Below are 23161 nucleotides of genomic sequence, written 5' to 3'. Positions count from 1 at the left end.
TTAATTATATGTAATTTGGGAAATACTATTTTTAGGTTTAAGCTTAAATTTTTTTGGAGGTGGGCTAATTTTAATGAAAAAATATTTAAAAATAATTTTACCCTCTTCACTGTTATTATTATTTTCCTTACTAGTAGCCTTTAATTATAGTAATGATAAAATTGACAAAGAAGAGTACCTTCAATCCATAAAAAATATTTATAATAAACGCTCTGAAGTTTCTATTAATGGGAATTTGAGTTCACTACCTCAATACTCGGATAATTTTCAAGAATATGAAAAATGGGCTTATGGAAAATGTGACTCAGAAAATGAAGGGTACCTTCAACTCATAGAAAATATTTATAATAAACGTTCTGAAGTTTTTATTAATGGAGACTTAAGTTCACTGCCTCAATATTTCGATACTTCTCAAAAATATGGAAAATGGGCTTTAGAAAATGAAGTTAGAAGAGTAAAATACTTAAGACATTGGGGCCATCAAAGGGGCATAGTCTTTACTGATATAAACTCCAAAGTAATCTTAAATAAAGTTACTAAAACTGACAGTGGTGTTAAATTGTCTTTAAAGGAAATATGTAAGTTTAGTTATGTATATAAAGATGATCAGACACCTATAACTAATAATTTTGCTGTAGGTTTACGGCATAACGTGCATATAATAAATAAAGATGATAAATGGGTTATCCGCACAGATTGGTATACAGATTGCTTTGGCGATGCTTTGAAAGCCTATACTGGTGATCCAGTAGAAATGGACTTATCAGGTGAGAAAGTATATTCTCTTCCCAATTGTCCTAAAGTAATAGATTACGATACCTCTAAAAAATATAATAGAAAAAAAGCAGTAGAATATGCAGATAAGTATTCAGGAGCTTCTTTAGAGGAAGGTACAGATTATAAATACAATAAAAAATACAAAGACTTTAATGGTATTGGAGGAGATTGCACAAATTATGTTTCTCAAGTTCTCGGCGATAAAGAAGCAGGAGAATTAAAATCTGATGGTACTTGGTACTGTGCTTATAACAAGTTTGGCGGTAGTGAAGGTAGCAAAGCATGGGTAAACGCAGATGCCTTTAAAAATTATTTAATCTATAGTGGTAAGGGGGCTTTGATTAAAAAAGGAACTTTCGAAAAATTAATTGTTCCTGATGAAAAATTCCCTTGCGGAGCTGTTGGAAAACTAGAGCCCGGAGATCTTGTGTGTTACGCATTAGGAAATGATATTGATCATTTTGCTGTAGTAACAGCTTTTGATTCCCATGGATACCCACTTATAAATTCTCATACCACAGATAGATATCATGTGCCTTGGGATTTAGGCTGGGGAGATAAAAATGTTTATTTTCACTTAATACACATACGATAATTATGAAAGAGATGATACTATGAAATATAAAAAATTATATTTTACTATAATTTTATTTAGCTTATCTATACTAATCTTAGGATTTAATTATAAAGATGGGGATAAAGATAAATATGTAAATAAGCCAGTATACTTAACCTTCGATGATGGTCCTACTTATGTGGTTACAAATAATTTATTAGATGTATTAAAGGATCATGACGTTAAAGCTACCTTTTTTGTTGTAGGTAAAGAAATAGAAGGAAAAGAAGATATACTTAAAAGAATTTATGATGAAGGTCATAGTATAGGTCTTCATACTTACTCTCATAATTTTAATAAGATATATAAAAGCGATGATATTTTCATCCAAGAGATGTTAGATACGCAAAAAAAAGTTAAAGAAATTACAGGCCATACCTCTAATATAATAAGGTTTCCTGGAGGAAGTTCCAAGCATTTAAGTACAGGACTTTTAGAAAAATTACACCAAAATAATTTTAAAATATATGATTGGAATGTGAATATTTGCGATGGAGTAGATCCAAACTTGAAAGTTGATCAATTAGTATCTAATGCTCAAAAATATAGTAAAAACTATTCTCGATTAATATTACTTATGCATTGTAATTTTAACAATAAAAATACCGTAAAAGCTCTTCCAAAAATAATAGAGTACTATAAAGATTCGGGATATGAATTTGAAGCCATAACTGAAGATACAAAAGAATATTACTATAGAATAAAAAAATAGGCAGTATTTCTGCCTATTTCCTATTTTGCTCTCTTTTTAAATCCTTTTCCTTCTACTTCAGATACGTCCAAAATAGATATAAATGCATTATTATCTATTTCCTTTGTAATATTTTTAATCTTTGGAATCTCAGCTAATGGAACCACACAATACAATATCTTTCTTTTATTTTTAGTATATGCCCCTTCTCCATAAAGAAAGGTAACTCCTCTTCCTAAGTTTCTCAATATCCAATCACTAACTTCTTCTTCTTTTTCAGTTATAATCAAAATCAGTTTGTCTCTGTTAAATCCTTTAATTACCTTATCAATTACAAAGGACGTAATATACATAGATACCAAAGTGTATAATGCACTCTCAATACTAAATATAAAGGCTCCTACGGTAACTATTACACAGTTAACAGCAAAACTTATATTCCCTATATCGAAGTTCTCATGTTTCTTTTTAATTACTGCCGCTACTATATCAAGTCCCCCACCAGAACCGTTGTTACTAAATCCCATTCCAACTCCTAAACCATTTAAAATTCCACCATAAATACATAATAGTAAAGGATCATTAATTTTAATAAAACCTCTCATAGGAACGGTTAGTATTAAAATAATAGATAGTGAAGTAGCTCCAATTATTGAATAAATAGTAAAGCGCCTATCCATTTTTCTATAGCTTAAAACAAATAAAGGTATATTAAATGCAAAAACAAAATATCCAGAAGGTATTTTAAGTAGATATTCTAAAATCAGTGAAATACCAGAAACTCCACCACTTAACAAATTTGCATTGGCAATAAATAGGTTAATACCCACAGAAGAGAAAAATGTACCAAGTATAATGAAAAAAATATTTTTCAAGCTTCCCTTACTAAAATAATTCTCCAAGCTTAATCCTCCTTAAATATATTATAAATTTATAATAAAATACTTTTATATTTCCCTCATACATGTAACCTCAATATATCTATTTCATATATTAATAATCTTTATTTGTCCACATCTTACACCAAATAATATAAGAAGTCTAGAAGAAACTCCTAAATATATTGATTAGCTGCACAAGCCCAGTCCTTAATTATTTCCTTCATTTCATCTAATGCAATAGTGACATCATTTTGCATTGTTTTTTTATTTGATAGCTTCTTAATCTCTCCATAAGGATTTATCAAAGAAAGATTATCTTCTTTACCTGTAAGTACCCATAAAGTTTTGAAATTTATAGGCTTGACTTTTAACTCCATTTCTCCCAGTCCATCTGTAAAATAAATAAGAAGATGATTTCTTAATTTTTTATCATAAATATACTGAAATACTGGTGAATAAGAAGTGCCTCCTCTTGTATCTACTTTTTCCTTTATGTCTCTTAAGTCTTTAACTTTATATATTCTCCTTATTCTATCATCACATTCTATAACAGTAATTTCACAAGGGTGATTTTTTACAATGGAAAATATCTCTATCATTATCTTTTTAATCTCTTCATCTGTGACACTTCCACTGATATCTATGGCAACCAATATTTGTATTACATGATTGGATAGCCTTCCCCTTAAATCCAGCCTATCCGGTTGTCTTCTATTTTTCCTTGTTATAGTCTTCTTATATCCCACCGGAAGAGCACCCATTATTTTTTTAAGATAGGCGCTCCAAGATATCTCAGGCTTTTCATTAAGATTTTTTAAAGCCTTTTCAATAGCATTAGGAATCTTACCTTTGTTAGCATTATTTGCTGTTTTTCTTGTTAACTCTTTTATTTCTTCAAAATTATAATCATCTTTATTCTCAGTCCAGATATCGTGAGTTTTCCAGATATCATGTTCTTTTGAATATTGCATCTCAGATTTATCCCTTTCATCCTTTTTTTCTAAAATTTCAGGCCCCTTATCTCCACTTAGTTTATCCATAGCCTTATTTAATTCCTCAGCATAATACTCTGCATTTTTTTCATATTCTAAACTTGCTTTAAATGACCAGTTAATCATTTCAATAGTATATGACCAAGAGGGTAAATTTTTTATATATTGATTTATAGAAATATCCAAAGCTGCATTAACTACAAAATCATTGTATTTTTTTCTCAATTCTTTTCCTCTTACTATATGTCCAAACATTATGTGATATACTTCATGTTTAATTAGTGCCTTCATCTCTTCTAATGTACATTCTAAGAATATTACAGGATTTATATGAAGAATAAAATGTGATAGGGATGCTGTTGTACCTAGAGGAGAAGCTATGCTAAAATCTAATCTTCTTTTCATTTGAATTATAAAAAGAGCAAAGAAATTATCCTCTCCCCTCATAAGAGAAAATGTACATAATTCTAATAGTTTATTAAAATCATTTATAAATTTAGGGCTAGGATTAGCTTCCCCCTCCCATAAATAAACTTCTTTTAACAACTCTTTTCTTAATAAATCAAATTTACTTTCTTTCATATTTCATCCCTCTAATCTTCTAATTCATTATATAGAGAAAAATATCCTTCAACAAAAATTTCATTTCCCATAAATTCTTTATATAAAGTATCCTTAAAATTAAACTTTATTTCTTGCATAATACCCATTTTTAAATCTGCAGGATATAATTGAAGAAACTTAGAAAATATTTTAACTTCCCTATCCCTATATTTCAAATCCTTTAAATGAGTTAAAGCATTTTTTGAAGATAAATAAAGTCTTGAATGACTTTCTCCCTTTACTCTTCCTATAAGCTCTTCACTTAATTCTTCCTGTGCAAATATTTCCTCTGGAGAGATCAATGGGTGTGTATTTTCCTGTAGATAATTAATAAAATCTTGTGCAATAGCACCACCTACATTGCCTTTCACCACATTGTAAAATATTTTTGATGGATATTTTTCCTTATAGCTTGTATATACACTATAGGATTTTGATATTCTTTCCCAGCTTCTTGGTGTTGCCTTAATAGCTTCTTGTGAATATGGAGTATGCAAATATTCTGGAAAACTTGCAATAAACTGCAATACATCTTCATGTATTTTCCCTTCTTTACTTATTCCCCATTGCATCCATGTCTTTACATCCGATTCAAGTTCTACCCAAACAAATCTATCCTCTTGTGCCGGATCCATTTCCACTACTTGATAATCACTTTGGGAAAAGTTATCGTATTTATTAGAAGGATTCATAGCTGCTATTACATCTACTTCATCGGGAAGAAAGTATCCATTTATCTCTCTATTTAGTATAATGTTCATTAATTCTTGTTGAACAGCATGTTCACATCTATTTAATTCATCTATAAAGAGCAATACTTTTCTTTCTGGATGTTCTTTTATAGCATTTTCTATTTGTAGTAACTTAGTATGAATTGCATACACAGTTTTCTTTTCTTTCATAACTAAGCCAGCTATATTTTTTTCATATTCCTCTACTGTAGGTAGCCCTCCAATTTCGCCTTCTTTTAGCAGGTTACCATCAATATTAACTAAAAAATAATTCTCCTTTTTACTCAATTCTCTAACTAAAGCAGTTTTCCCTATACCACTCTCCCCTATAATTAATGGAACAGCACCGCTCTTAATTACCAAATCTACTGTTAATAAAGCATCATTAAAATTCATATATTACACTCCTTACATACCTAATTTATAATCTAATAAAACAGTCTTAGCTTTCATACTTCCATATTTGTAAATAAAACGAACCTTATCAAATTTAAATGCATTGCACTCTATGAAATCTAGCATGAATTGATCATCTACCTCTTCTTTAGCTATTTCTTCTATTATAATTGACTCTAGTTCTTTTAACTTCTCTTCTTGAAGATATTTTGCTACTTTTACATTTATCTTAATATACTTATTAATTTTTTCATCTGTTATATGAATATACCTCATAGCCTCTTCATTATTTCTTATGCTTTCTAGCTCTGCCTCCTCACAGGGATTGTCTATAAATTTTATAGAAGACCAGTCCTTTTTAACGGCAATCATTTGTATTTGGCAAGAAGGATTTTTTATAAACTTTATAGAATCAAAATCTTTTTCTACCGCTACCTTTTGAAGCTCTATATCTGGATTTTGAGCAAATTGTATCGCCCATCCCTTTGACTCTATAGCTTTTTTTATTACATTATAACTTGGATTTTTAATATATTTTAAAGAATTCCACGCTTTTTCTACTACATATAAACACATATCTTCATTAGGGTTATAAATATATTCAATAGTCCATGGATTTTGCTTTAGCGCTTCCCACATAACATTTTCCGATGGATTTTTTATATATCGAATTAATGCTCCATTTTCCCTCACTACAACTAAAGCCATATCTTCAGTCACATCAGTTAGTGACTTAATGTAATAAGGATCCTTTTTTAATTTTTCTACAATCTCTTTTTCTTCCAACGTCAGCACCACCTTATTTTGCAACCTATATTGAATTTATATCTTTTTAGAAATTATTTCAACATTAAAATATTAGCATAAAAATATAGAGAAGGATAGCTATCAGTATTTATTACCACCTTAAGCTCCTTCTCTTATCTTTTTAATAATTATTTTTATTTACTAACAATTATTAGTAAATTAGGGTTATTAGAATAACTAAAAGCATAATACCAAAAATATATATTGAATAAGTTATGCTACTTAGTTTATAACCTGTTAAACTAAACTTCTTATTTAATAATTCTTTTAACTTTCCATCCATGTTATATCCAAATTTAATTTCTGCATTACCAACCTTTTCTATCCCATCATTGATTAAATATATAAGTTTTATCAAGCCTTCATCAAATACTTTTAAAACAAAGCTTAAAATTCTGAATATAAATTTAAATAAAGGGATATAAATATTTTTTTCTATGCTAAACCAGCTTAAAGTAGTATTTATATAAGTGATTTCCTTATCTGATACAACTCTTAAATATTTTCTGATGAATAATATATAAACTAGTATACCTAACCCTATAGAAACAAATGAAGACTTAATATTTTCAATAGAATAAAAGTCTGTAGCAATTCTTCCATGAATACCAAAAGAAATTGAGGCTTTTTCTATTACTTTAATGACAAACTGAGGCTTTATTCCTATAAATAATATCAATAAAGCCAAGATTAGCATAGGTATAAATGCAGTTTTGCTTATATATTTGTCCTTAGAGTATTTGTCTTCTCCCTCCATAAATATAGCAATAAATAGCTTTAACATATATGCCGTTGTAAATCCGCTACTAATTATAAAAATATATTCCCCTAATGTTAACCATATACCTCCATAGATATGCAAAGCTTCTGCTAATGCATGGTGTAATAAGTTCTTACTTATAAAGCCATTAAATCCTGGCATTCCGATTATTCCACATAGGGCAATTAAAAATAAATATTTAAATAGATTTTTATTCTTTCCAAATCCTAATATAGAATTAATATCTAACTGATGTAAACACATATATATTGCACCAGCAGCTAAAAATAAAAGCACTTTATAAATTACATGATTTATTATATGGTATAGTGTTCCATAAAAAGCTATGGCTTTATGCTCTCCTAGAATACCCATAAGCCCTATACCTACAAGTATATACCCCATTTGACTCATACTACTGTATGCAAGCGTCCTTTTTATATTTCTTTGAAATAGTGCTAGCAGTCCTCCAATAAACATAGTTGTAAAACCTAAGACTAATATTACAGAAGAAATATTAAAATCATCAGGAAAGATATATCCAGTTGTTATCATTATTCCAAAAATGCCCGTTTTAAGTAATATACCTGATAGTATAGCACTGGCTGGTGCCGGTGCTGCGGGATGCGCCTTAGGTAACCAAATATGCAATGGTACAGCTCCAGCTTTAACTCCAAATCCAAATAAAATTAACGATGCAATTAAATACTTTATATCTCCTATTTTACTTACAGCAATTTTAAGCTCTCCTAGTAGGAGGGTTTGAGTAAAATCATAAAGTAAAAACAACCCCATTAATAGAACTAATCCTCCTGCTACCGCCATAATTATATATGTATCTCCAGCTTCATGTGAGGATTCCTCTTCTTCATGTATTATCAATGGGTACGATGTTAATGACATAATTTCAAAGAATGTAAATAGATTCAACAAATTCTCTGAAATAAAGATTCCCAAAGTGCTCCAATATGTTAACATAAAAAATAAATAATATCTATTTTTATCCTTGTATGACTTCATATATGAAGTAGAATACACTATAACCAAAAACCATATTAAAGTTGTTAACCATACAAAGATATATCTAAAAACGTTTAACTTCAAATAAAGTCCTGTTCCCATAATATTGGGGACTAACAAATGCATGTCCTCCTTAAACACTTTAGGATACAGACTACTTACAAATATAAACATAATAAATGTAGAAAAAATATTAAATATATCTCTATAACTTTCTTTTATCCTACCAAGTAAATATGCAATAAATATTGAAATCAACGGAAATAAAATTATAAATAACAATGAATTTTCTCCAGTCAAAATTTCACCTTCCCTCTCTATTGTATTTAATATTTACATTAACTCTTTTGCTATTTCCTGTATAAAACTAAGAACTGGATTAGGGAATAGTCCAAGAATTACTGTTATTGTGGTTATACATATTATAGGGATAAGCATTTTTCTTGGAGCTTCACTAGTAATGTGGGCATTGCCCTTCTCCCTTTTAAAAAAGGCCTCAGTTATTATTGGCAGCAAGTACATTGAAGTAAGCAGTGCACTAAATAGTAATATAGCCGGGAAGAGAATTTTGCCAGCACCCAAACTTCCTTGAGCCAAAAACCATTTAGAAACAAAACCATTTGTAGGTGGTATTCCTATAAGAGATATAGATGATATGGTAAAACACCATAATGTTATTGGCATCTCTCTTCCAATACCTTTTATTTGGCTTATTTCTGTTTTTCCTCTAGTGTACATAATTGCTCCTACGCAGAAAAATAAGGTGATTTTTATTACCGCATGATTTATTAAATGTAGCATTGCACCTACAAAGGCGTTTCTATTTACAAGAATTATTCCTAACAAAATATAGCCCAATTGACTTATGGTAGAGTATGCTAATCTTTTTTTAAGATTCTCTTGATGAAGGGCTAAAAATGATCCCATCAATATAGATATTATTATAAACATGGTTAAGTATTTTGTACTTACATTATTTCTTGTAAATTCAGCTCCATATATATAATAAACGGTTCTAACAAGAGCAAAAACACCTGATTTAACTACTGCCACAGCATGTAATAACGAACTTACTGGTGTGGGTGCTACCATAGCTTGTGGAAGCCATGAATGAAATGGTACTAGGGCTGCCTTAACACTAAAACCTAGAAACATAGTTATAAAGCTTATATTATATAGCTTTATATTTTCATTAGATAAATTATTTATTATGCCTTTAGGCAAGAATGATAAGTCTTTAGTTAAATTAAACAAAATAATCATTCCAAAAAGTACAAGGGTTGCTCCTGCAAATGAGTAGATTAAATATTTTCTTCCACTATTTAAAGCTTCTTTTGTATCGGAATGTATTACTAATGGGAAAGTAGCTAAAGTTAATAATTCATAAAATAAATAAAGTGTTATTAAGTTACCTGAAAAGGCTATTCCTAATGTTACTCCTAAAGTAGTTAAAAAAAATGAAAAAAACCTATTTTCCTTTCCTTCATGTTTCATATATTCCATAGCATAAATAGTAGTAAATATCCATAAAATTGAAACCAATGTAGCAAATAGTATTGTAAGTTTATCTATTTTAAAATATATATCTAAGAATTCATTGAATACAAATAAATGTATTTTTTCTTTATTAAAATACTTAAAAATTATATAAACAAATATAAAATTTAAAGAAGTAATTATAAAAACAAACACATTTCTTTTTCTTCTGTTAAAATTACACAACCATATTAAAATAGCTGCTATAAAAGGAAAGATTATTGGTAATAAAACAATTATATTATTCAATATAGCTCCTCCTACACTAAACCAGTCTTAATTAAATCTATTATAGATTGAGATTTAACTCCTATATATATCATACTTAAAATCAAAATTATTATTGGTAATAATTCTTTTAGGGGTTTTTCTTTACTTTTATATACCTTATTTTTTAAATTTTCTTCACCAAAAAAACCATTTATAGCAATTGGAAAATAGTATATTGCATTTAATAAGCTACTTAATAGTATTACTCCTATTAATATAATTTTGTTAGCTTCAATACTTCCTAAGGCTAAATACCATTTAGAAACAAAGCCAGGCAATATAGGAATTCCTATCATGGATAAAGATGCAATAAAAAACACACCCAAAGTATAGGGCATCTCCTTGCCAACACCTTTTAAATCCTCTAATTCTTTTAATCCCGTACTTTGAATAATTGAACCTGCACTTAAAAATAAAGCTCCTTTAGTTACTGCATGTCCTATAATATGAAATATAGCAATTGTAATTCCGAGCTCCGTACCCAATCCTATGGCAAAAAATATATATCCCATTTGAGCTACAGTAGAATATGCAATTACTTTTTTAATATTTTTTTGACGTATTGCAAATATTGATCCAAAAATCATTCCCAAAGATCCTAATATTAATATAATATTTAATATTGGGAGATTATTAATTATCTCTTTTCCAAAGACCTTATAGATAATTTTTATCAAAAACCATACATACCCTTTTAATACCAGTGATGATAGTATAGCACTGGAGGATGTTGGCGCATTAGCATGAGCATCAGGAAGCCATGTGTGTAATGGAAACATAGCACTCTTAACACCTAATCCTATAGTAAATAAGCCTAAGGTTATTGTAATAATCCTAGTATATTGGCTATAGTTTTTTATCATGCTCTCATGGATAAAAGTCATGTTTAAATACCCAGTGATTGAATATAAAAAAGCAATCCCCATAAGCACAAGGCCTGATCCTAAACAGCTCATTATTAAGTATTTAATTCCAGCTTTTATATTCTCTTTTTTATCCTTTATAACTACTATTCCACAAGAAGCTAAGTTACCTATTTCAATAAATACAAAAATATTAAATATATCATTTGAAAAAATTATCCCTAAAAGAGAACCTACTAAAATGTTTATTAAAAGATAGTATAGATTTGTTTTTTCTTTGCTTATGTCATAGTTTATATTGTAAATTGAATACCATATTACCATAGATGCCACAAAGGTAAAAAGCATACCTAATATACATTCAACTACACCTACATAAAATTCAATACCTATAGGGGCAGGAAAATGTCCTATTCTATAGTAATATCCCCCTGTTCTTATTACATAATTTAATGTAACAAAATACATTAGAAAGCATGCTAAAAAGGATAGAAGGCTAATACCCTTAGAAATCTTTTCTTTTTTTATCACTGGCATTATAGTAGCCGTAATAAATAGTAATAGCAGTGAAACTAACGGAAAGCTATCAATAGGCAAATCTACTCATCTCCTTTTTTTAATATTTCATCTAACTCTATTGTTCCATATTTCTCATGAACTTTTATAGTTAATGCTAATGCAAAAGCCGTAGTACTTACAGCTACTACAATTCCTGTAAGCATAAGAGAAGTAGGAATTGGGTTTATATATCTATCTACTCCCTTAAAAGACCCTACTATGATTGGTGCTTCTTTTCCGACTATATAACCTTTTGCTATAAAAAAAAGAAAAATTGATGTATCCATAATGTTTAGCCCAATAATCTTTTTTATTAGGTTATTATTTAATAGCAATGTTACGAATCCTATTCCAAATAGTATTACTGAACTAGTCTCATAATAATTAATAAATAGCTTTTCCATTTTATATTTCACCTTCTTCAAATAAGCTATATAAAAAATACATAGTTATAGATACAACTACCCCTACTATAATATTTAAAGGAAGTAAAAATCCACCACTTAGTATATTGCCTGCCTTTCCTAAAGGTGGGCCTGGCCAACCTAAATCACTTCCTCCAGATATAAAACTATAGCCTTTTATAGTTCCATACATAATTAATGCAACGGAAATAATCTTTATTAATTTATTATACTGAAATTTTTCTCTTGCTTTATCTTTTCCAAACACAATCCTATAAAGTATAAAACCTGCACCTAAAACCGTTCCTCCAGCAAATCCTCCCCCTGGACTTAAGTGACCATGTAAAATTATATAAAGGCCAAAAAGGTGTATGAAAGGCAATATTGCTTTAGTTACTTCTCTTAGTATAATATCCTTCATTTTACCTCTCCTTTTACTCTTTATTCTTTTTTAAAACCACTAATACAGTTATTGCCGAAGTGAATAAAACACTGGCTTCAACAAAAGTATCAAATGCTCTATAGTCTAGTATTATTCCAGTAACTATGTTAGTAGCCCCTGTGTCTTTAATAGCATTTTCTATATAATATTTTGAAACTTCATTATGAGTGGGTAGAGAACCTGCTCCAAACTGTGGTAATTCTATTACTCCAAGAAGAAGTATAAAGGTTATCCCCAAAGTAACAAGTACTGCATTTATCTTTCTCATTTCTTTTCTCCCTTTATTCTCTTTAATGTTAGAATAAACAATACTGTAGTAATACCAGCTCCAACGGCTGCCTCGGTTATTGCTAAATCGGGAGCATTTAGTTGCTGCCATAATATAGCCATAATTAAGCTATAAACCATAAAAACTATAATAGCTCCTAGAAGATCTTTTACATAAGAAACCATTATTGAAGATACTATTAAAAATAATAACATTACAATACTAAAGATTTTCATCCTTTTTTACTCCATCCTTTCTCTCAATAGACTTTATTCTTAAATATTCAGCCTTGCCTATTAAATGAGTGGCAGTAGGATTTGTTATCCATATAAATCCAAGGACTAAAATTAATTTTAAGCTTGTAAAACTAAATCCACTATTAATTATTAACCCAGTTAAACATAATAAAGCTCCTAAAGTATCACATTTTGCTGCGCTATGCACTCTTGTAAATACATCAGGAAATCTCAGAATACCCAAGGTACCTACCATGAAGAAAAATAAGCCTCCCGCTGTAAATGCTGATACTAGTAGTATTTTAATCATCATTATTTCCTCCTAAACTTTCTATATAACGGGCTATTATTACAGAAGCTATAAAACTAATTAAAGCATATACTAGTGCTACATCCACAAAATATGTTTCTTTAAGTATAAAGGAAATAGACGCTATGATAATTATTGTTTTAGTACTTATCACATTTATTGCAATAAGCCTATCTGCAGAAGTAGGACCTTTAACCCCTCTGTATAAGCATCCTAATATAGTTATTGATAAAAAAACAACGGCAAAAATCAATATTTTATTCATTTATAATTTCCTCAGCTTTCAAAAGAATATTCTCAAAAGAGGACTCCTTTAAATCTTTTATATTTTCCTCTTGAAGACAGTGGATAATTAATTTGTCATCATCCATAAACAGAGTTAATGTTCCTGGGGTTAGCGTAATTGAATTTGATAAAATCGTTTTCAATAGATTCGATTGTATCTTTGTATCTACTGTACATATATTGGGCGATATATTCATCTTAGGACTTAAAACTATTTTAGCCACATGTATATTAGATTTAAATATTTCTAAAATTAATGTACCTAAATACTTAAAAAATATAGTTATTTTTTTAACATTCAAGGAGACTTTTTTACCATTTCTCTCCATTAAATCTCTATCTAAGTCTTCATTAAATTTAACTACTAAATAGGATAATATAATACCTATACTCACTCTTTCTAATGTAATTGATTCACTTAGTATAATCCAAAATATAAAAAGAGATGCTTTTCGCCAAAATTTCATAATATTCTACCTCCTTTTGCATTATTGTCTATGATATAATATTATCAATTTCATTGAACTCCGTCTATATTTTTTATTGAATTTATATGAAATATTGAATACGCAGAATTTTTTTAATATTCCACATAAAAAAAGTAGTTTATATATAAACATATAAACTACAAATTAAAAAACTATAATATTTCACTAATTATTCCCCCACCAATTAAAATATCCTCTTGATAGAACACTACAGATTGACCTCTTGTAATTGCTCTTTGGGGATTTATTAATTCAACTTTTACTTTTCCGTCTTCAATTGGATATATTGTACCTTTATTTGATGTAGTAGAATATCTTACTTTTATTTCAACTTCCATAGGCTTTTCTAATTTATCGAAAGCTATTAAATTTACTTCTTCAGCAATTAATCCCTTTCTAAATAAATCTTCATTTTCTCCTAGTATAACTTCATTATTTCTAGGATCTATGTCCATTACATACATAGGCTTTCCAAGTGTAATACCTAATCCTTTTCTTTGACCTATGGTGTAATGAATTATACCTTTATGCTTTCCTAATATATTACCATGCTTATCCTTAAAATAACCCTCTTTTATTTCTTCTCCAATTTGTTTTTCTATAAATCTTCCGTAATCATCATCTGGAATAAAACATATTTCCTCACTATCTTTTTTATCATGGACAGATAATCCAATTTCCTTACCTATAGCTCTAATTTCTTTCTTAGTATAATCTCCGCAGGGTAGTAATGTATGCTCTAACTGAAATTGTGTAAAATTGTAAAGCACATAACTTTGGTCTTTTGTCAAATCTATACCCTTCTTTATTACATATCTGTCATTATCTTTTTCTATTTTAGCATAGTGACCTGTAGCTATATAATCTGCCCCTAAGTTTAAAGCTCTTTTTAAGAATGATTCAAATTTGATATGTTTATTACAAGCAATACATGGATTAGGGGTTCTTCCCTTTAAATATTCATCTACAAAATTAGTTATTATTTTTTCTTTAAACTCTTCTTTAAAGTTCATTACATAAAATGGTATTCCTAGTTTATAAGCTACTCTCCTTGCATCATTCACAGATGATAATGAGCAGCAACCACCTTCTCTTTCCTCATACTCTTTATCTTCATCCCAAATCTGCATTGTAACACCTATAACTTCATATCCTTCTTTTAACAATAAATGTGCTGCTACAGAACTATCAACTCCTCCACTCATGGCTAATACTACTCTTTTCTTCATTTCGTCACCATCCTAATTCTATTAACTATATTATTTATTTGCTCACAAACATAATCTACATCTTCTTCAGTAGTGTTTTCGCCTATAGTAAGTCTTATAGAGGATTTTGATAACTCTCTACTAAGTCCCAAAGCTAGTAGTACATGTGAAGGTTCCATGGAAGTGGCCTGACACGCGCTTCCACTAGATACACATATACCTTCCCTATCCAAATTAAATACTAAATCCTCCCCATGAACTCCACTAAAACCTATATTTATATTATTAGCTAATCTACTCTCACCTGCAGTACCGTTTAGAAAAGCTCCTTCTATTTTTAAAAGTTTTTCTATCATCTTATTCCTTAGAGAGGATAGTCTCATCATTTCATCTTTCATTACATTCATAGATATTTCAACTGCTTTTCCAAAGCCAACAATAGAAGCTACATTTTCTGTACCTCCTCTTTTTCCTCTTTCTTGCCCTCCACCATGAAGCATATTATGAAGCTTTAATCCCTTTTTAATATATAAAGCTCCTACCCCTTTAGGACCATATATTTTATGGGAGGACAGCGAGAGCATATCTATGTTCAAATCTCTTACATCTATGGGAACTTTCCCAAAAGCCTGCACTGCATCACTGTGAAAAGTTATATTTTTTTCACTACATATTCTTCCTATTTCTCTAATGCTTTGAATAGTTCCAATTTCATTATTTCCATATATTATAGATACTAATATTGTATCTTTAGTAATGGAGTTTACTAACTGATCTAAATTAACAAAACCCTCTTTATCTACAGATAAGTAAGTAATCTTAAACCCTTCTTCTTCTAAACACCTACAAGTATTTAATAATGCTTCATGCTCAACTTTTGTAGTAATAATATGATTGCCCTTATCTTTATTGGCATAGGCAAATCCTTTTATTGCCCAATTATCAGCCTCCGTAGCTCCACTAGTAAAAAATATTTCGTCACTTTTACAATTAATCGCATTACTTATATTATCCCTAGCCCCTTCAATAGCCATTTTACTTCTAAGTCCTATGGAATATTGGGATGAGGGGTTCCCAAAGAACCCCTTTAAATAAGGCATCATTTCTTCTAATACGCCATCTTTTATAAAAGTAGTAGCTGCATAATCCATATATATAATTTTACTCATTTTTAAATCACCTTTTTAATTTAGTCAAATACAGGTGTTGATAAATATCTCATACCTGTATCAGGTAGTATTACTACTATATTTTTTCCCTGATTCTCTTCTCTTATACCAACTTCTTTAGCTGCATGTAATGCTGCTCCTGAAGATATACCTACTAGAAGTCCTTCTAATGTTACTATTTCTTTAGTAATTTTAAAGGAATCTTCATTTGAAACTTTAATAATTTCATCGATTATAGATATATCTAATATTGATGGGATAAATCCTGCACCTATACCTTGTATTTTATGTGGCCCTGGTTTACCGCCAGAAAGAATTGCTGAATCCTCTGGTTCCACTGCGATGATTTTTACATCTGGATTCTTCTTCTTTAATGCTCTTCCTATTCCTGTTATAGTTCCACCAGTTCCTACTCCTGAAATAAGCACATCTACTTCTCCATCTAAATCTCTTAATATTTCTTCAGCAGTAGTCTTTTCATGAATAGATGGATTAGCTAAATTATCAAATTGTTGAGGAATAAATGAATTTGGTATTTCTTTTGCTAGCTCTTCTGCTTTTGCAATAGCACCTTTCATGCCATCTGCAGCTGGTGTTAATACTAATTCTGCTCCATATGCTTTTAATAACTTTCTTCTTTCTATACTCATAGATTCAGGCATAGTTAGTATTATTTTATATCCTTTTGCTGCTGCCACTAATGCTAAACCTATTCCTGTATTTCCACTAGTAGGTTCTATAATAACTGTATCTTTTTTTATAAGCCCTTGTTTTTCTCCTTCTTCTATCATAGCAAAAGCTATTCTATCCTTAATACTGCTTCCTGGGTTAAAATACTCAACCTTACCTATTAAATTTGCTTTAACACCATATTGTTTTTCAAATTTGCCAAGTCTCAACATTGGTGTATTTCCTATAAGTTCTGTTAAATTATTATATACTCTCATAATGATCCTCCTTAAATTATATATTTATTATTCCTATATGAATAGTATGCTTTACTTTAAAATATTTACATGTATTATTATATATAATACATGTATTCTATTCCTTTATTTTTATTATAGTGCTCCACTAAATCTTCTAAAGTGATTGAATCAACTATTGAAGCTATTGAAATATTAAGTTTATTCCATATATTGTCATAAATGCATTTTTCTAAAATATCTTCTTTCATACTTTCTTCCCAATCCACCACATCTAAATCCCCTTCTAACACTCTTAATATATCCCCTACAGTTATTTTAGATGGATGCTGGGCTAGGCTATATCCTCCTTGAGCACCTTTTTTACTAATTACTAAACCATTTTTTCTAAGAGCTGAAAAAATTTGCTCTAAATATTTTTCAGATATATTTTGTCTCTCAGAAATACTTTTCAGTGCTATGCTCTCACAAGATGTATATATGGCAATATCCATCATAGCTTTTAATCCATATCTGCCCTTAGTCGATATTTTCATATTCTACACCTCTTTTTCCTTTATTCCTATATATTTACTATGATTATATTATTAAAATAACCTATTGTCAATATCTTATTCTATAAAATTTAATATTTCATTCTCCTTTTCTTCAATAAACTGATTGGTATATAAATTATAATAATAACCTCTATTTTTCATCAATTCTTCATGATTTCCCATTTCAATTACTTCCCCCTTTTGTATTACTAATATTTTATCCGCAGAAACTATAGTTGATAATCTATGAGCTATTATAAAGCTAGTTCTTCCCCTTAAAACCTTATCAATAGCATCTTGAATTATCTTTTCGCTTTCAGTGTCAATGGATGATGTTGCTTCATCTAAAACAAATAATGCTGGATTTGATATAATTGCTCTAGCAAAAGAAATAAGTTGTTTTTCTCCTGTAGAAAGCTTATTTCCTTCTTCACCAACTTCAGTATCATATCCCTTCTCCATTCTCATGATAAAATCATTGGCATTTACTAATTGAGCAGCTTTTATAACCTCTTCATCCGTAGCATTTAGTTTTCCATACTTTATATTATCCTTTATAGTTCCGCTAAATAAATGAGGACTTTGTAATACATATCCTAAGTTTGATTGAAGCCATAACATCGATCTTTCTCTATAATCAACTCCATCTATTAATATTTCTCCCTCTGTAGGTTCATAGAATCTACAGAGTAAATTTACAATAGTGCTTTTCCCAGAACCAGTCTCACCAACTAAAGCTATCTTCTCCCCTTTTTCTACTTGCAAATTAAAATTATCTAAAACCTTTTCTCCATCCTTATAAGCAAAGCTTATATCTTTGAATGTTATATCTCCATGGATAGGCTCCCAATTTTCACTTTTAGGATTAAATATATCACCATATTTATTTATTACTCCTTGGCTATCCTGGATTTCTATTTTTTCCTCAATAAGAGATATTACTCTTTCTGCTGATGCCTGTGCATGTTGAAGCTCTGCTAAAGTAGTAGCCAGTTGTGTTATCGGTTCAAAAAACTGTATTGAATAGGATAAAAACATTACCAAGGTACCATAACTTAATTTTTCCAAAAGCACTCCCTTACCACCATGCCACAGAGCTAATCCTGTTCCAATACTCCCTAAAGTCAATACTATAGGCAAAAACAAGGAGGAAAATATAGCTGCTCTTAAAGAAGAACTTCTCATGTTTCCTGTAGTAATTTTAAATTCCTCTAAATTATCTAATTCAGTAACCAATGTTTTAGTAGTTTTTGCCCCTGTTATACATTCATTAAAATCTGCTGTTATTTTAGAATTTATTTTTCTTACATCCCTATAGGAATCTAATATTTTTCTTTGAAAGTATATCCCAATAATTATAAGTGGCGGTACTACTCCTAACGTAATTAATGTTAGCTTAACATTATGAATCATCATAATTATTACAAATCCAAACATCATAACCAAGGCCCATACCATGTCAATTAATCCCCAAGATACTATTTCACTTAGCCTCATAACATCTGAAGTAACTCTAGAAATTATCCACCCTACTGAAGTTTTATCATAGTAGGATAATGATAATTTTTGAAGCTTCTCAAAAGATATTTTTCTTATATGGTAGGCAAGTCCTGTTTCTACTTTACCTGCAACATTTATAAATATTTTAATATTAATTGCTTGAATAATTATAATAACTAAATAGACTACTGCGAATTTTTTCAGTCCTAGCATACTATTATTTTCAACAAAAGTATCTATTGCATATTTATTGAGATATGGTACCAATACATCTATACCTGCTACCGCAATCATAACCAAAGATATTTTTATTAAACTTCCTTTGAATTCCATTATATATCTAAACAATTTTCTCCATAGACCAAAACTTAATTTATCACTCATTACCTCACCGCCATTTCATTAACTTACTATCGTATCATTCCATTCATTTTCTATACTCTTTTGAATATCCCATATTCTCTTGTATATTCCTTCTACCTTTATTAACTCATCATGGTTGCCCATTTGAGCAATTTTACCTTTATCCAATACTATTATTTTATCTGAATCCATAATTGAAGATATTCTATGGGATATTATTATTGTAGTTACTCCTTTGCTTTTTTGTTTTAAAGCTTCTTTAATTTTTCTGTCTGTCTCAGTATCTACAGCACTTAAGGAATCATCAAATATAAGTATTGGACTAGCTTTAATCAATGTTCTTGCTATAGCGATCCTCTGCCTTTGTCCACCTGACAAGTTAGCTCCCTTTTCTCCTAACATAGTTTCATAACCTTTTTCAAAACTTTCTATAACCTCATGAACAGAGGCATTCCTCGCACTGGATACTACTTCTTCTTTAGTAGCATCTTTCTTGGCAATCTTTATATTATCTTCAATGCTTCTTGAGTAAAGATAAGGTTCTTGAAGCACTGTACCCACGTTACTTCTAATCCATTTTTTGTTTATTTCTCTTAACTCTACTCCATCAATTGTTATAGAACCAGCATTATAATCGTAAAGTCTTCCTAAGAGATGAATTAAAGATGATTTTCCTGAACCCGTTTGTCCAACTATAGCAACTTTTTCACCCTTATTTATTTTAAACGAAATACCATTCAAAATAGGTTGACCTTTGTCATATTCAAAATGCACATCTTTAAATTCTATATTTCCTAATATCTTAGGTTTCTTTTCTCCTTCTTTATCTTCCTCTACCTTTTCATTAAATATTTCATATATTCTTTTCTTAGCTACAGTCATTTTTCCCATTTCAGATAGAATTCTTCCGAGTTGTCTTACTGGCCACAATAGCCTTATTTCATAATTAAGGAAAACTACCAATGTACCTAAGCTTATATCTCCTATTAAAGTGAAATATATTCCAAATATTAAAACTGCAGCTATTTGAATCATACATAAAAAGTCGGACACACTCCAATAGGTACCTAGTAAACTGTATAGTTTATAAAGTATACTTTGGTATCTTTCATTTACATCATCAAATTTATCAATTTCATATTTTTCTCTTCCAAAGGCTCTAACTACTCTAACCCCCCAGAGATTTTCCTGAAGTACTGTGGTCATCTTCCCTTCTGCTTCATCTGCTTCATTAAATATGTTCTTAATTTTAGAGAAAAATATTAATGAAAAGGCAAAAATTATTGGCACTGTACTCATTGCTACCAAGGTCATCTTAACATTTAATGAAAACATCACCATCAGTGAAAATATCAATATAAAAATTCCCCTTCCCATTTCCACCAATTGATTAGATAAAAATTTTCTTATAGTTTCCACGTCTGAAGTACATCTTTGTATAAGATCTCCTGCTTCTGTTTTTACATGATAGTCATAAGGTAGATGTTGAATATGATCATATAACTTATCTCTCAACCCTTTTGCTATATTTTCTGACGCTTTAGCAGACCATTTCCCTCTATAAAACAAAAACACTCCCCTGATCAAAGTTAAAATTACTAGTGTTAAACCACATATCCATAGATTTTTTTGTAGATATGATATCCCCCCTATTTTATTAATAAAATAATTAACTTTATTACCACTCTCTATAGGTATATTGCCTATAATATTATCAATAGTAATCTTAATAACCAAAGGCTCTAAAGTACTAATAAATGTTGCAATAGCTACGCATAATATGGCTATAGAATAGAGCGCAATATTTTTCTTCATTTTTATACCCCCTCGCAAACAAAAAAGCCTAGGAATATCCTAAGCTTTCACATCGAATCAATATAGACATAATATAAAAGCCATAGGCTACATAACCCTATGGCTTAATTAACTAATTATAAAAATTTACGCATCCATAGGTCGTGTTTTAAATATAAAATTATACCCATTATTAAACAAATTTATTAATAACATTTGCACGACCTCCTTTACAAAATTTTCATAATATAATATTAGACTATTATAGAAATTATTGCAAGCATTTTATTAGTTATTTTATAATTTAATTTTAAACAATTAATAAAACCCCTAATGATTTAGGAGTTTTTATTAAATAAACCTATTTCTTCATTTTCAATCCATTCTTCCACTTGCCTTTGAGCTTCTTCTATGTTTTCACCGGCCCCTACCAATATGCCCGTAATTATAGATTTAGATAATAAATATTCTATGTTTAATCCCATATCCTTTTCTTGTATAGCTCTTTTCATTATAGCATTCATGCTATCTATATATCCACTATGATTTAATACAGTTTCTCCTCTATAACAATTCTCTTTACTCTTTTTTTTACGCTCAACTTGTTTGCACAAATTTATTGTTAAAATATAATTATATTTTGTTGCATGTTTCATTTCATCTGTCAAAATTTCAAAAAGTATATCTCTTTGAAATCTATTAGGTAAGCCCATTCTTATAATCCTATATTTCTCCATTGCTCCTAATTCTCCAAATAAAGCACGCCTAATTCCTTCTACATATGATTTAGGTCTAACAAACTTTTCTCCATCTGTACTTTCTATATCTTTTCCTGTGTAACATTTATAAATTTCTTTAAACCATTTTCTATGTTTTCTCTCATCATTCCTTATAGACATTATTATTTCTTTTTCTTCTTTTGTTGGAGCCATTTTTATTAAATAATCATAGGTTAACTCATCATTTCTCTCATCTTGTACAGCTTCCTTTATTAAATCTAAGGATTTACATAAATCCATTTTAGTAAAATCATTTCCATAGTTTGAACAGCAATAATACATTCAATCCTCCAAAATAATATTATTAGTCTCAATACATTGTATGTTCTAAGTTTTAGTTTGACACAAAATTAAATTATAGAAAAGAACTTATATTTATGTCATAAATAAACATATTGAATAGTATATTATTGTAGTTCGAGATTTTAGGAGGTTATTTATGAATCCTTATATGATGAATATGTGTGAAATGTGTATGCACAGATCATATTGTACTATGATGATGGGAAGGCAGCCTATGAATATGGAGCAAATGCCAATGATGCAACATATGGATATGGACATGAGTGATGCTGATATGATGGAAGATATGGACTTAATGAATTACGCGGATATGGATGAGAATATAATGGATTATACGAGAACTGAGTATACTTCTGATGAAGCTAATGAAGATATAGCCGCAAATGCTGACCTGATTACGGATGAGACTGATGATTTGGAATTTGCAAGAAAACACAAAGATCACTGGAAACATTGTGACTGCGATGATGTATTGAGAAAAATAGAAAAAAATAATCCAGAAATATTTAGAGCACTTACAATGTGTGGAATACCTTATTGTGACGCTAAAAGATTCATAAGCAGAGTTATATCTTTAACAATAAAATATTGTGAGCGATAAAACATAAGGCTTGGGGCTGTCGCACTAAAAGTAAATTCTACAATATAT

General features: G+C 29.5%; 24 protein-coding genes. 3 read left to right on the top strand and 21 right to left on the bottom strand.

What is annotated here, in order from left to right; genetic code table 11:
- The first annotated feature begins 73 nt into the window (after positions 1–73).
- Complete coding sequence (locus RYO54_RS01340) at positions 74–1372, top strand: amidase domain-containing protein (RefSeq protein WP_315114770.1); 1299 nt, start codon at positions 74–76, stop codon at positions 1370–1372.
- Positions 1373–1391: 19 nt separating this feature from the next.
- Complete coding sequence (locus tag RYO54_RS01335; protein WP_315114768.1) at positions 1392–2105, top strand: polysaccharide deacetylase family protein; 714 nt, start codon at positions 1392–1394, stop codon at positions 2103–2105.
- 20 nt (positions 2106–2125) lie between these two features.
- Here RYO54_RS01335 and RYO54_RS01330 read toward each other — a convergent pair whose 3' ends face one another.
- The 21 genes from RYO54_RS01330 to RYO54_RS01230 all read right to left on the bottom strand — a co-directional run bounded on the left by RYO54_RS01330 (position 2126) and on the right by RYO54_RS01230 (position 22491).
- Positions 2126–2986, bottom strand: coding sequence for a YitT family protein (locus RYO54_RS01330; RefSeq protein WP_315114766.1), 861 nt, complete (start codon positions 2984–2986; stop codon positions 2126–2128).
- Positions 2987–3138: 152 nt separating this feature from the next.
- Positions 3139–4539 (bottom strand): VWA-like domain-containing protein, encoded by a 1401-nt coding sequence (locus RYO54_RS01325; protein WP_315114764.1) that lies wholly within the window; start codon positions 4537–4539, stop codon positions 3139–3141.
- Positions 4540–4550: 11 nt separating this feature from the next.
- The gene (locus RYO54_RS01320; protein ID WP_315114762.1) at positions 4551–5687 is read right to left on the bottom strand and encodes an AAA family ATPase; all 1137 of its coding nucleotides are present in this window, start codon (positions 5685–5687) and stop codon (positions 4551–4553) included.
- Between the two features lie 12 nt (positions 5688–5699).
- Positions 5700–6482 carry a hypothetical protein gene (locus tag RYO54_RS01315; RefSeq protein WP_315115058.1) on the bottom strand — a complete coding sequence of 261 codons (783 nt, stop codon included), beginning with the start codon at positions 6480–6482 and terminating at the stop codon, positions 5700–5702.
- Between the two features lie 163 nt (positions 6483–6645).
- Positions 6646–8394 carry a complex I subunit 5 family protein gene (locus tag RYO54_RS01310; protein ID WP_315114760.1) on the bottom strand — a complete coding sequence of 583 codons (1749 nt, stop codon included), beginning with the start codon at positions 8392–8394 and terminating at the stop codon, positions 6646–6648.
- 213 nt (positions 8395–8607) lie between these two features.
- Complete coding sequence (locus tag RYO54_RS01305) at positions 8608–10059, bottom strand: monovalent cation/H+ antiporter subunit D family protein (protein WP_315114758.1); 1452 nt, start codon at positions 10057–10059, stop codon at positions 8608–8610.
- Between the two features lie 11 nt (positions 10060–10070).
- Complete coding sequence (locus RYO54_RS01300; protein WP_315114757.1) at positions 10071–11540, bottom strand: proton-conducting transporter membrane subunit; 1470 nt, start codon at positions 11538–11540, stop codon at positions 10071–10073.
- Positions 11541–11542: 2 nt separating this feature from the next.
- On the bottom strand, positions 11543–11905 hold the full coding sequence (locus tag RYO54_RS01295) for a cation:proton antiporter subunit C (RefSeq protein WP_315114755.1): 363 nt from the start codon (positions 11903–11905) through the stop codon (positions 11543–11545).
- Position 11906: 1 nt separating this feature from the next.
- Complete coding sequence (locus tag RYO54_RS01290; protein WP_315114753.1) at positions 11907–12326, bottom strand: MnhB domain-containing protein; 420 nt, start codon at positions 12324–12326, stop codon at positions 11907–11909.
- Between the two features lie 13 nt (positions 12327–12339).
- The gene (gene mbhE / locus RYO54_RS01285; RefSeq protein ID WP_315114752.1) at positions 12340–12615 is read right to left on the bottom strand and encodes a hydrogen gas-evolving membrane-bound hydrogenase subunit E; all 276 of its coding nucleotides are present in this window, start codon (positions 12613–12615) and stop codon (positions 12340–12342) included.
- Entirely contained in the window at positions 12612–12851 is a 240-nt protein-coding gene (locus RYO54_RS01280) for a hydrogenase subunit MbhD domain-containing protein (RefSeq protein ID WP_315114751.1), read from the bottom strand. Before RYO54_RS01280 ends, mbhE begins: the two co-directional genes overlap by 4 nt.
- The gene (gene mnhG / locus RYO54_RS01275; RefSeq protein WP_315114749.1) at positions 12838–13161 is read right to left on the bottom strand and encodes a monovalent cation/H(+) antiporter subunit G; all 324 of its coding nucleotides are present in this window, start codon (positions 13159–13161) and stop codon (positions 12838–12840) included. Before mnhG ends, RYO54_RS01280 begins: the two co-directional genes overlap by 14 nt.
- Positions 13154–13426, bottom strand: a complete 273-nt coding sequence (locus RYO54_RS01270; protein ID WP_315114748.1) for a monovalent cation/H+ antiporter complex subunit F — start codon at positions 13424–13426, stop codon at positions 13154–13156. The genes mnhG and RYO54_RS01270 overlap by 8 nt, the downstream gene beginning before the upstream one ends.
- Positions 13419–13913, bottom strand: a complete 495-nt coding sequence (locus RYO54_RS01265; RefSeq protein ID WP_315114747.1) for a Na+/H+ antiporter subunit E — start codon at positions 13911–13913, stop codon at positions 13419–13421. Before RYO54_RS01265 ends, RYO54_RS01270 begins: the two co-directional genes overlap by 8 nt.
- Positions 13914–14086: 173 nt before the next feature.
- On the bottom strand, positions 14087–15163 hold the full coding sequence (gene mnmA / locus RYO54_RS01260; RefSeq protein ID WP_315114746.1) for a tRNA 2-thiouridine(34) synthase MnmA: 1077 nt from the start codon (positions 15161–15163) through the stop codon (positions 14087–14089).
- Positions 15160–16311 carry a cysteine desulfurase NifS gene (gene nifS / locus RYO54_RS01255; RefSeq protein ID WP_315114744.1) on the bottom strand — a complete coding sequence of 384 codons (1152 nt, stop codon included), beginning with the start codon at positions 16309–16311 and terminating at the stop codon, positions 15160–15162. The genes mnmA and nifS overlap by 4 nt, the downstream gene beginning before the upstream one ends.
- 20 nt (positions 16312–16331) lie before the next feature.
- Positions 16332–17258 (bottom strand): cysteine synthase A, encoded by a 927-nt coding sequence (gene cysK / locus RYO54_RS01250; RefSeq protein WP_399548858.1) that lies wholly within the window; start codon positions 17256–17258, stop codon positions 16332–16334.
- 77 nt (positions 17259–17335) lie between these two features.
- The gene (locus RYO54_RS01245; RefSeq protein WP_315114741.1) at positions 17336–17773 is read right to left on the bottom strand and encodes an Rrf2 family transcriptional regulator; all 438 of its coding nucleotides are present in this window, start codon (positions 17771–17773) and stop codon (positions 17336–17338) included.
- Between the two features lie 75 nt (positions 17774–17848).
- A complete protein-coding gene (locus RYO54_RS01240) occupies positions 17849–19657 on the bottom strand; it encodes an ABC transporter ATP-binding protein (protein WP_315114740.1) in 1809 nt (602 codons plus the stop codon).
- An 18-nt stretch (positions 19658–19675) separates the two neighbouring features.
- Entirely contained in the window at positions 19676–21451 is a 1776-nt protein-coding gene (locus RYO54_RS01235) for an ABC transporter ATP-binding protein (RefSeq protein ID WP_315114739.1), read from the bottom strand.
- A gap of 317 nt (positions 21452–21768) precedes the next feature.
- Positions 21769–22491 (bottom strand): ferritin-like domain-containing protein, encoded by a 723-nt coding sequence (locus RYO54_RS01230; RefSeq protein WP_315114737.1) that lies wholly within the window; start codon positions 22489–22491, stop codon positions 21769–21771.
- A gap of 157 nt (positions 22492–22648) precedes the next feature.
- Between RYO54_RS01230 and RYO54_RS01225 the strand changes: the two genes are divergently transcribed.
- A complete protein-coding gene (locus RYO54_RS01225; RefSeq protein WP_315114735.1) occupies positions 22649–23113 on the top strand; it encodes a hypothetical protein in 465 nt (154 codons plus the stop codon).
- The last annotated feature ends 48 nt before the right edge of the window (positions 23114–23161 follow it).

The organism is uncultured Clostridium sp. (genome assembly GCF_963515715.1).
Lineage (GTDB): Bacteria > Bacillota > Clostridia > Clostridiales > Clostridiaceae > Clostridium_AW.
The sequence above is the reverse complement of the archived record's forward strand: the minus strand, read 5'-3'. Positions and strand labels throughout refer to the sequence as shown.

What these genes read in the sequence shown, in the direction of transcription:
- RYO54_RS01340 (WP_315114770.1), top strand. Translation starts at nt 74, where the DNA reads ATGAAAAAATATTTAAAAATAATTTTACCCTCTTCACTGTTATTATTA.
- RYO54_RS01335 (WP_315114768.1), top strand. Translation starts at nt 1,392, where the DNA reads ATGAAATATAAAAAATTATATTTTACTATAATTTTATTTAGCTTATCT.
- RYO54_RS01325 (WP_315114764.1), bottom strand. Translation starts at nt 4,539, where the DNA reads ATGAAAGAAAGTAAATTTGATTTATTAAGAAAAGAGTTGTTAAAAGAA.
- RYO54_RS01320 (WP_315114762.1), bottom strand. Translation starts at nt 5,687, where the DNA reads ATGAATTTTAATGATGCTTTATTAACAGTAGATTTGGTAATTAAGAGC.
- RYO54_RS01295 (WP_315114755.1), bottom strand. Translation starts at nt 11,905, where the DNA reads ATGGAAAAGCTATTTATTAATTATTATGAGACTAGTTCAGTAATACTA.
- RYO54_RS01290 (WP_315114753.1), bottom strand. Translation starts at nt 12,326, where the DNA reads ATGAAGGATATTATACTAAGAGAAGTAACTAAAGCAATATTGCCTTTC.
- mbhE (WP_315114752.1), bottom strand. Translation starts at nt 12,615, where the DNA reads ATGAGAAAGATAAATGCAGTACTTGTTACTTTGGGGATAACCTTTATA.
- RYO54_RS01280 (WP_315114751.1), bottom strand. Translation starts at nt 12,851, where the DNA reads ATGAAAATCTTTAGTATTGTAATGTTATTATTTTTAATAGTATCTTCA.
- mnhG (WP_315114749.1), bottom strand. Translation starts at nt 13,161, where the DNA reads ATGATTAAAATACTACTAGTATCAGCATTTACAGCGGGAGGCTTATTT.
- RYO54_RS01270 (WP_315114748.1), bottom strand. Translation starts at nt 13,426, where the DNA reads ATGAATAAAATATTGATTTTTGCCGTTGTTTTTTTATCAATAACTATA.
- RYO54_RS01265 (WP_315114747.1), bottom strand. Translation starts at nt 13,913, where the DNA reads ATGAAATTTTGGCGAAAAGCATCTCTTTTTATATTTTGGATTATACTA.
- mnmA (WP_315114746.1), bottom strand. Translation starts at nt 15,163, where the DNA reads ATGAAGAAAAGAGTAGTATTAGCCATGAGTGGAGGAGTTGATAGTTCT.
- nifS (WP_315114744.1), bottom strand. Translation starts at nt 16,311, where the DNA reads ATGAGTAAAATTATATATATGGATTATGCAGCTACTACTTTTATAAAA.
- cysK (WP_399548858.1), bottom strand. Translation starts at nt 17,258, where the DNA reads ATGAGAGTATATAATAATTTAACAGAACTTATAGGAAATACACCAATG.
- RYO54_RS01245 (WP_315114741.1), bottom strand. Translation starts at nt 17,773, where the DNA reads ATGAAAATATCGACTAAGGGCAGATATGGATTAAAAGCTATGATGGAT.
- RYO54_RS01240 (WP_315114740.1), bottom strand. Translation starts at nt 19,657, where the DNA reads ATGAGTGATAAATTAAGTTTTGGTCTATGGAGAAAATTGTTTAGATAT.
- RYO54_RS01235 (WP_315114739.1), bottom strand. Translation starts at nt 21,451, where the DNA reads ATGAAGAAAAATATTGCGCTCTATTCTATAGCCATATTATGCGTAGCT.
- RYO54_RS01230 (WP_315114737.1), bottom strand. Translation starts at nt 22,491, where the DNA reads ATGTATTATTGCTGTTCAAACTATGGAAATGATTTTACTAAAATGGAT.
- RYO54_RS01225 (WP_315114735.1), top strand. Translation starts at nt 22,649, where the DNA reads ATGAATCCTTATATGATGAATATGTGTGAAATGTGTATGCACAGATCA.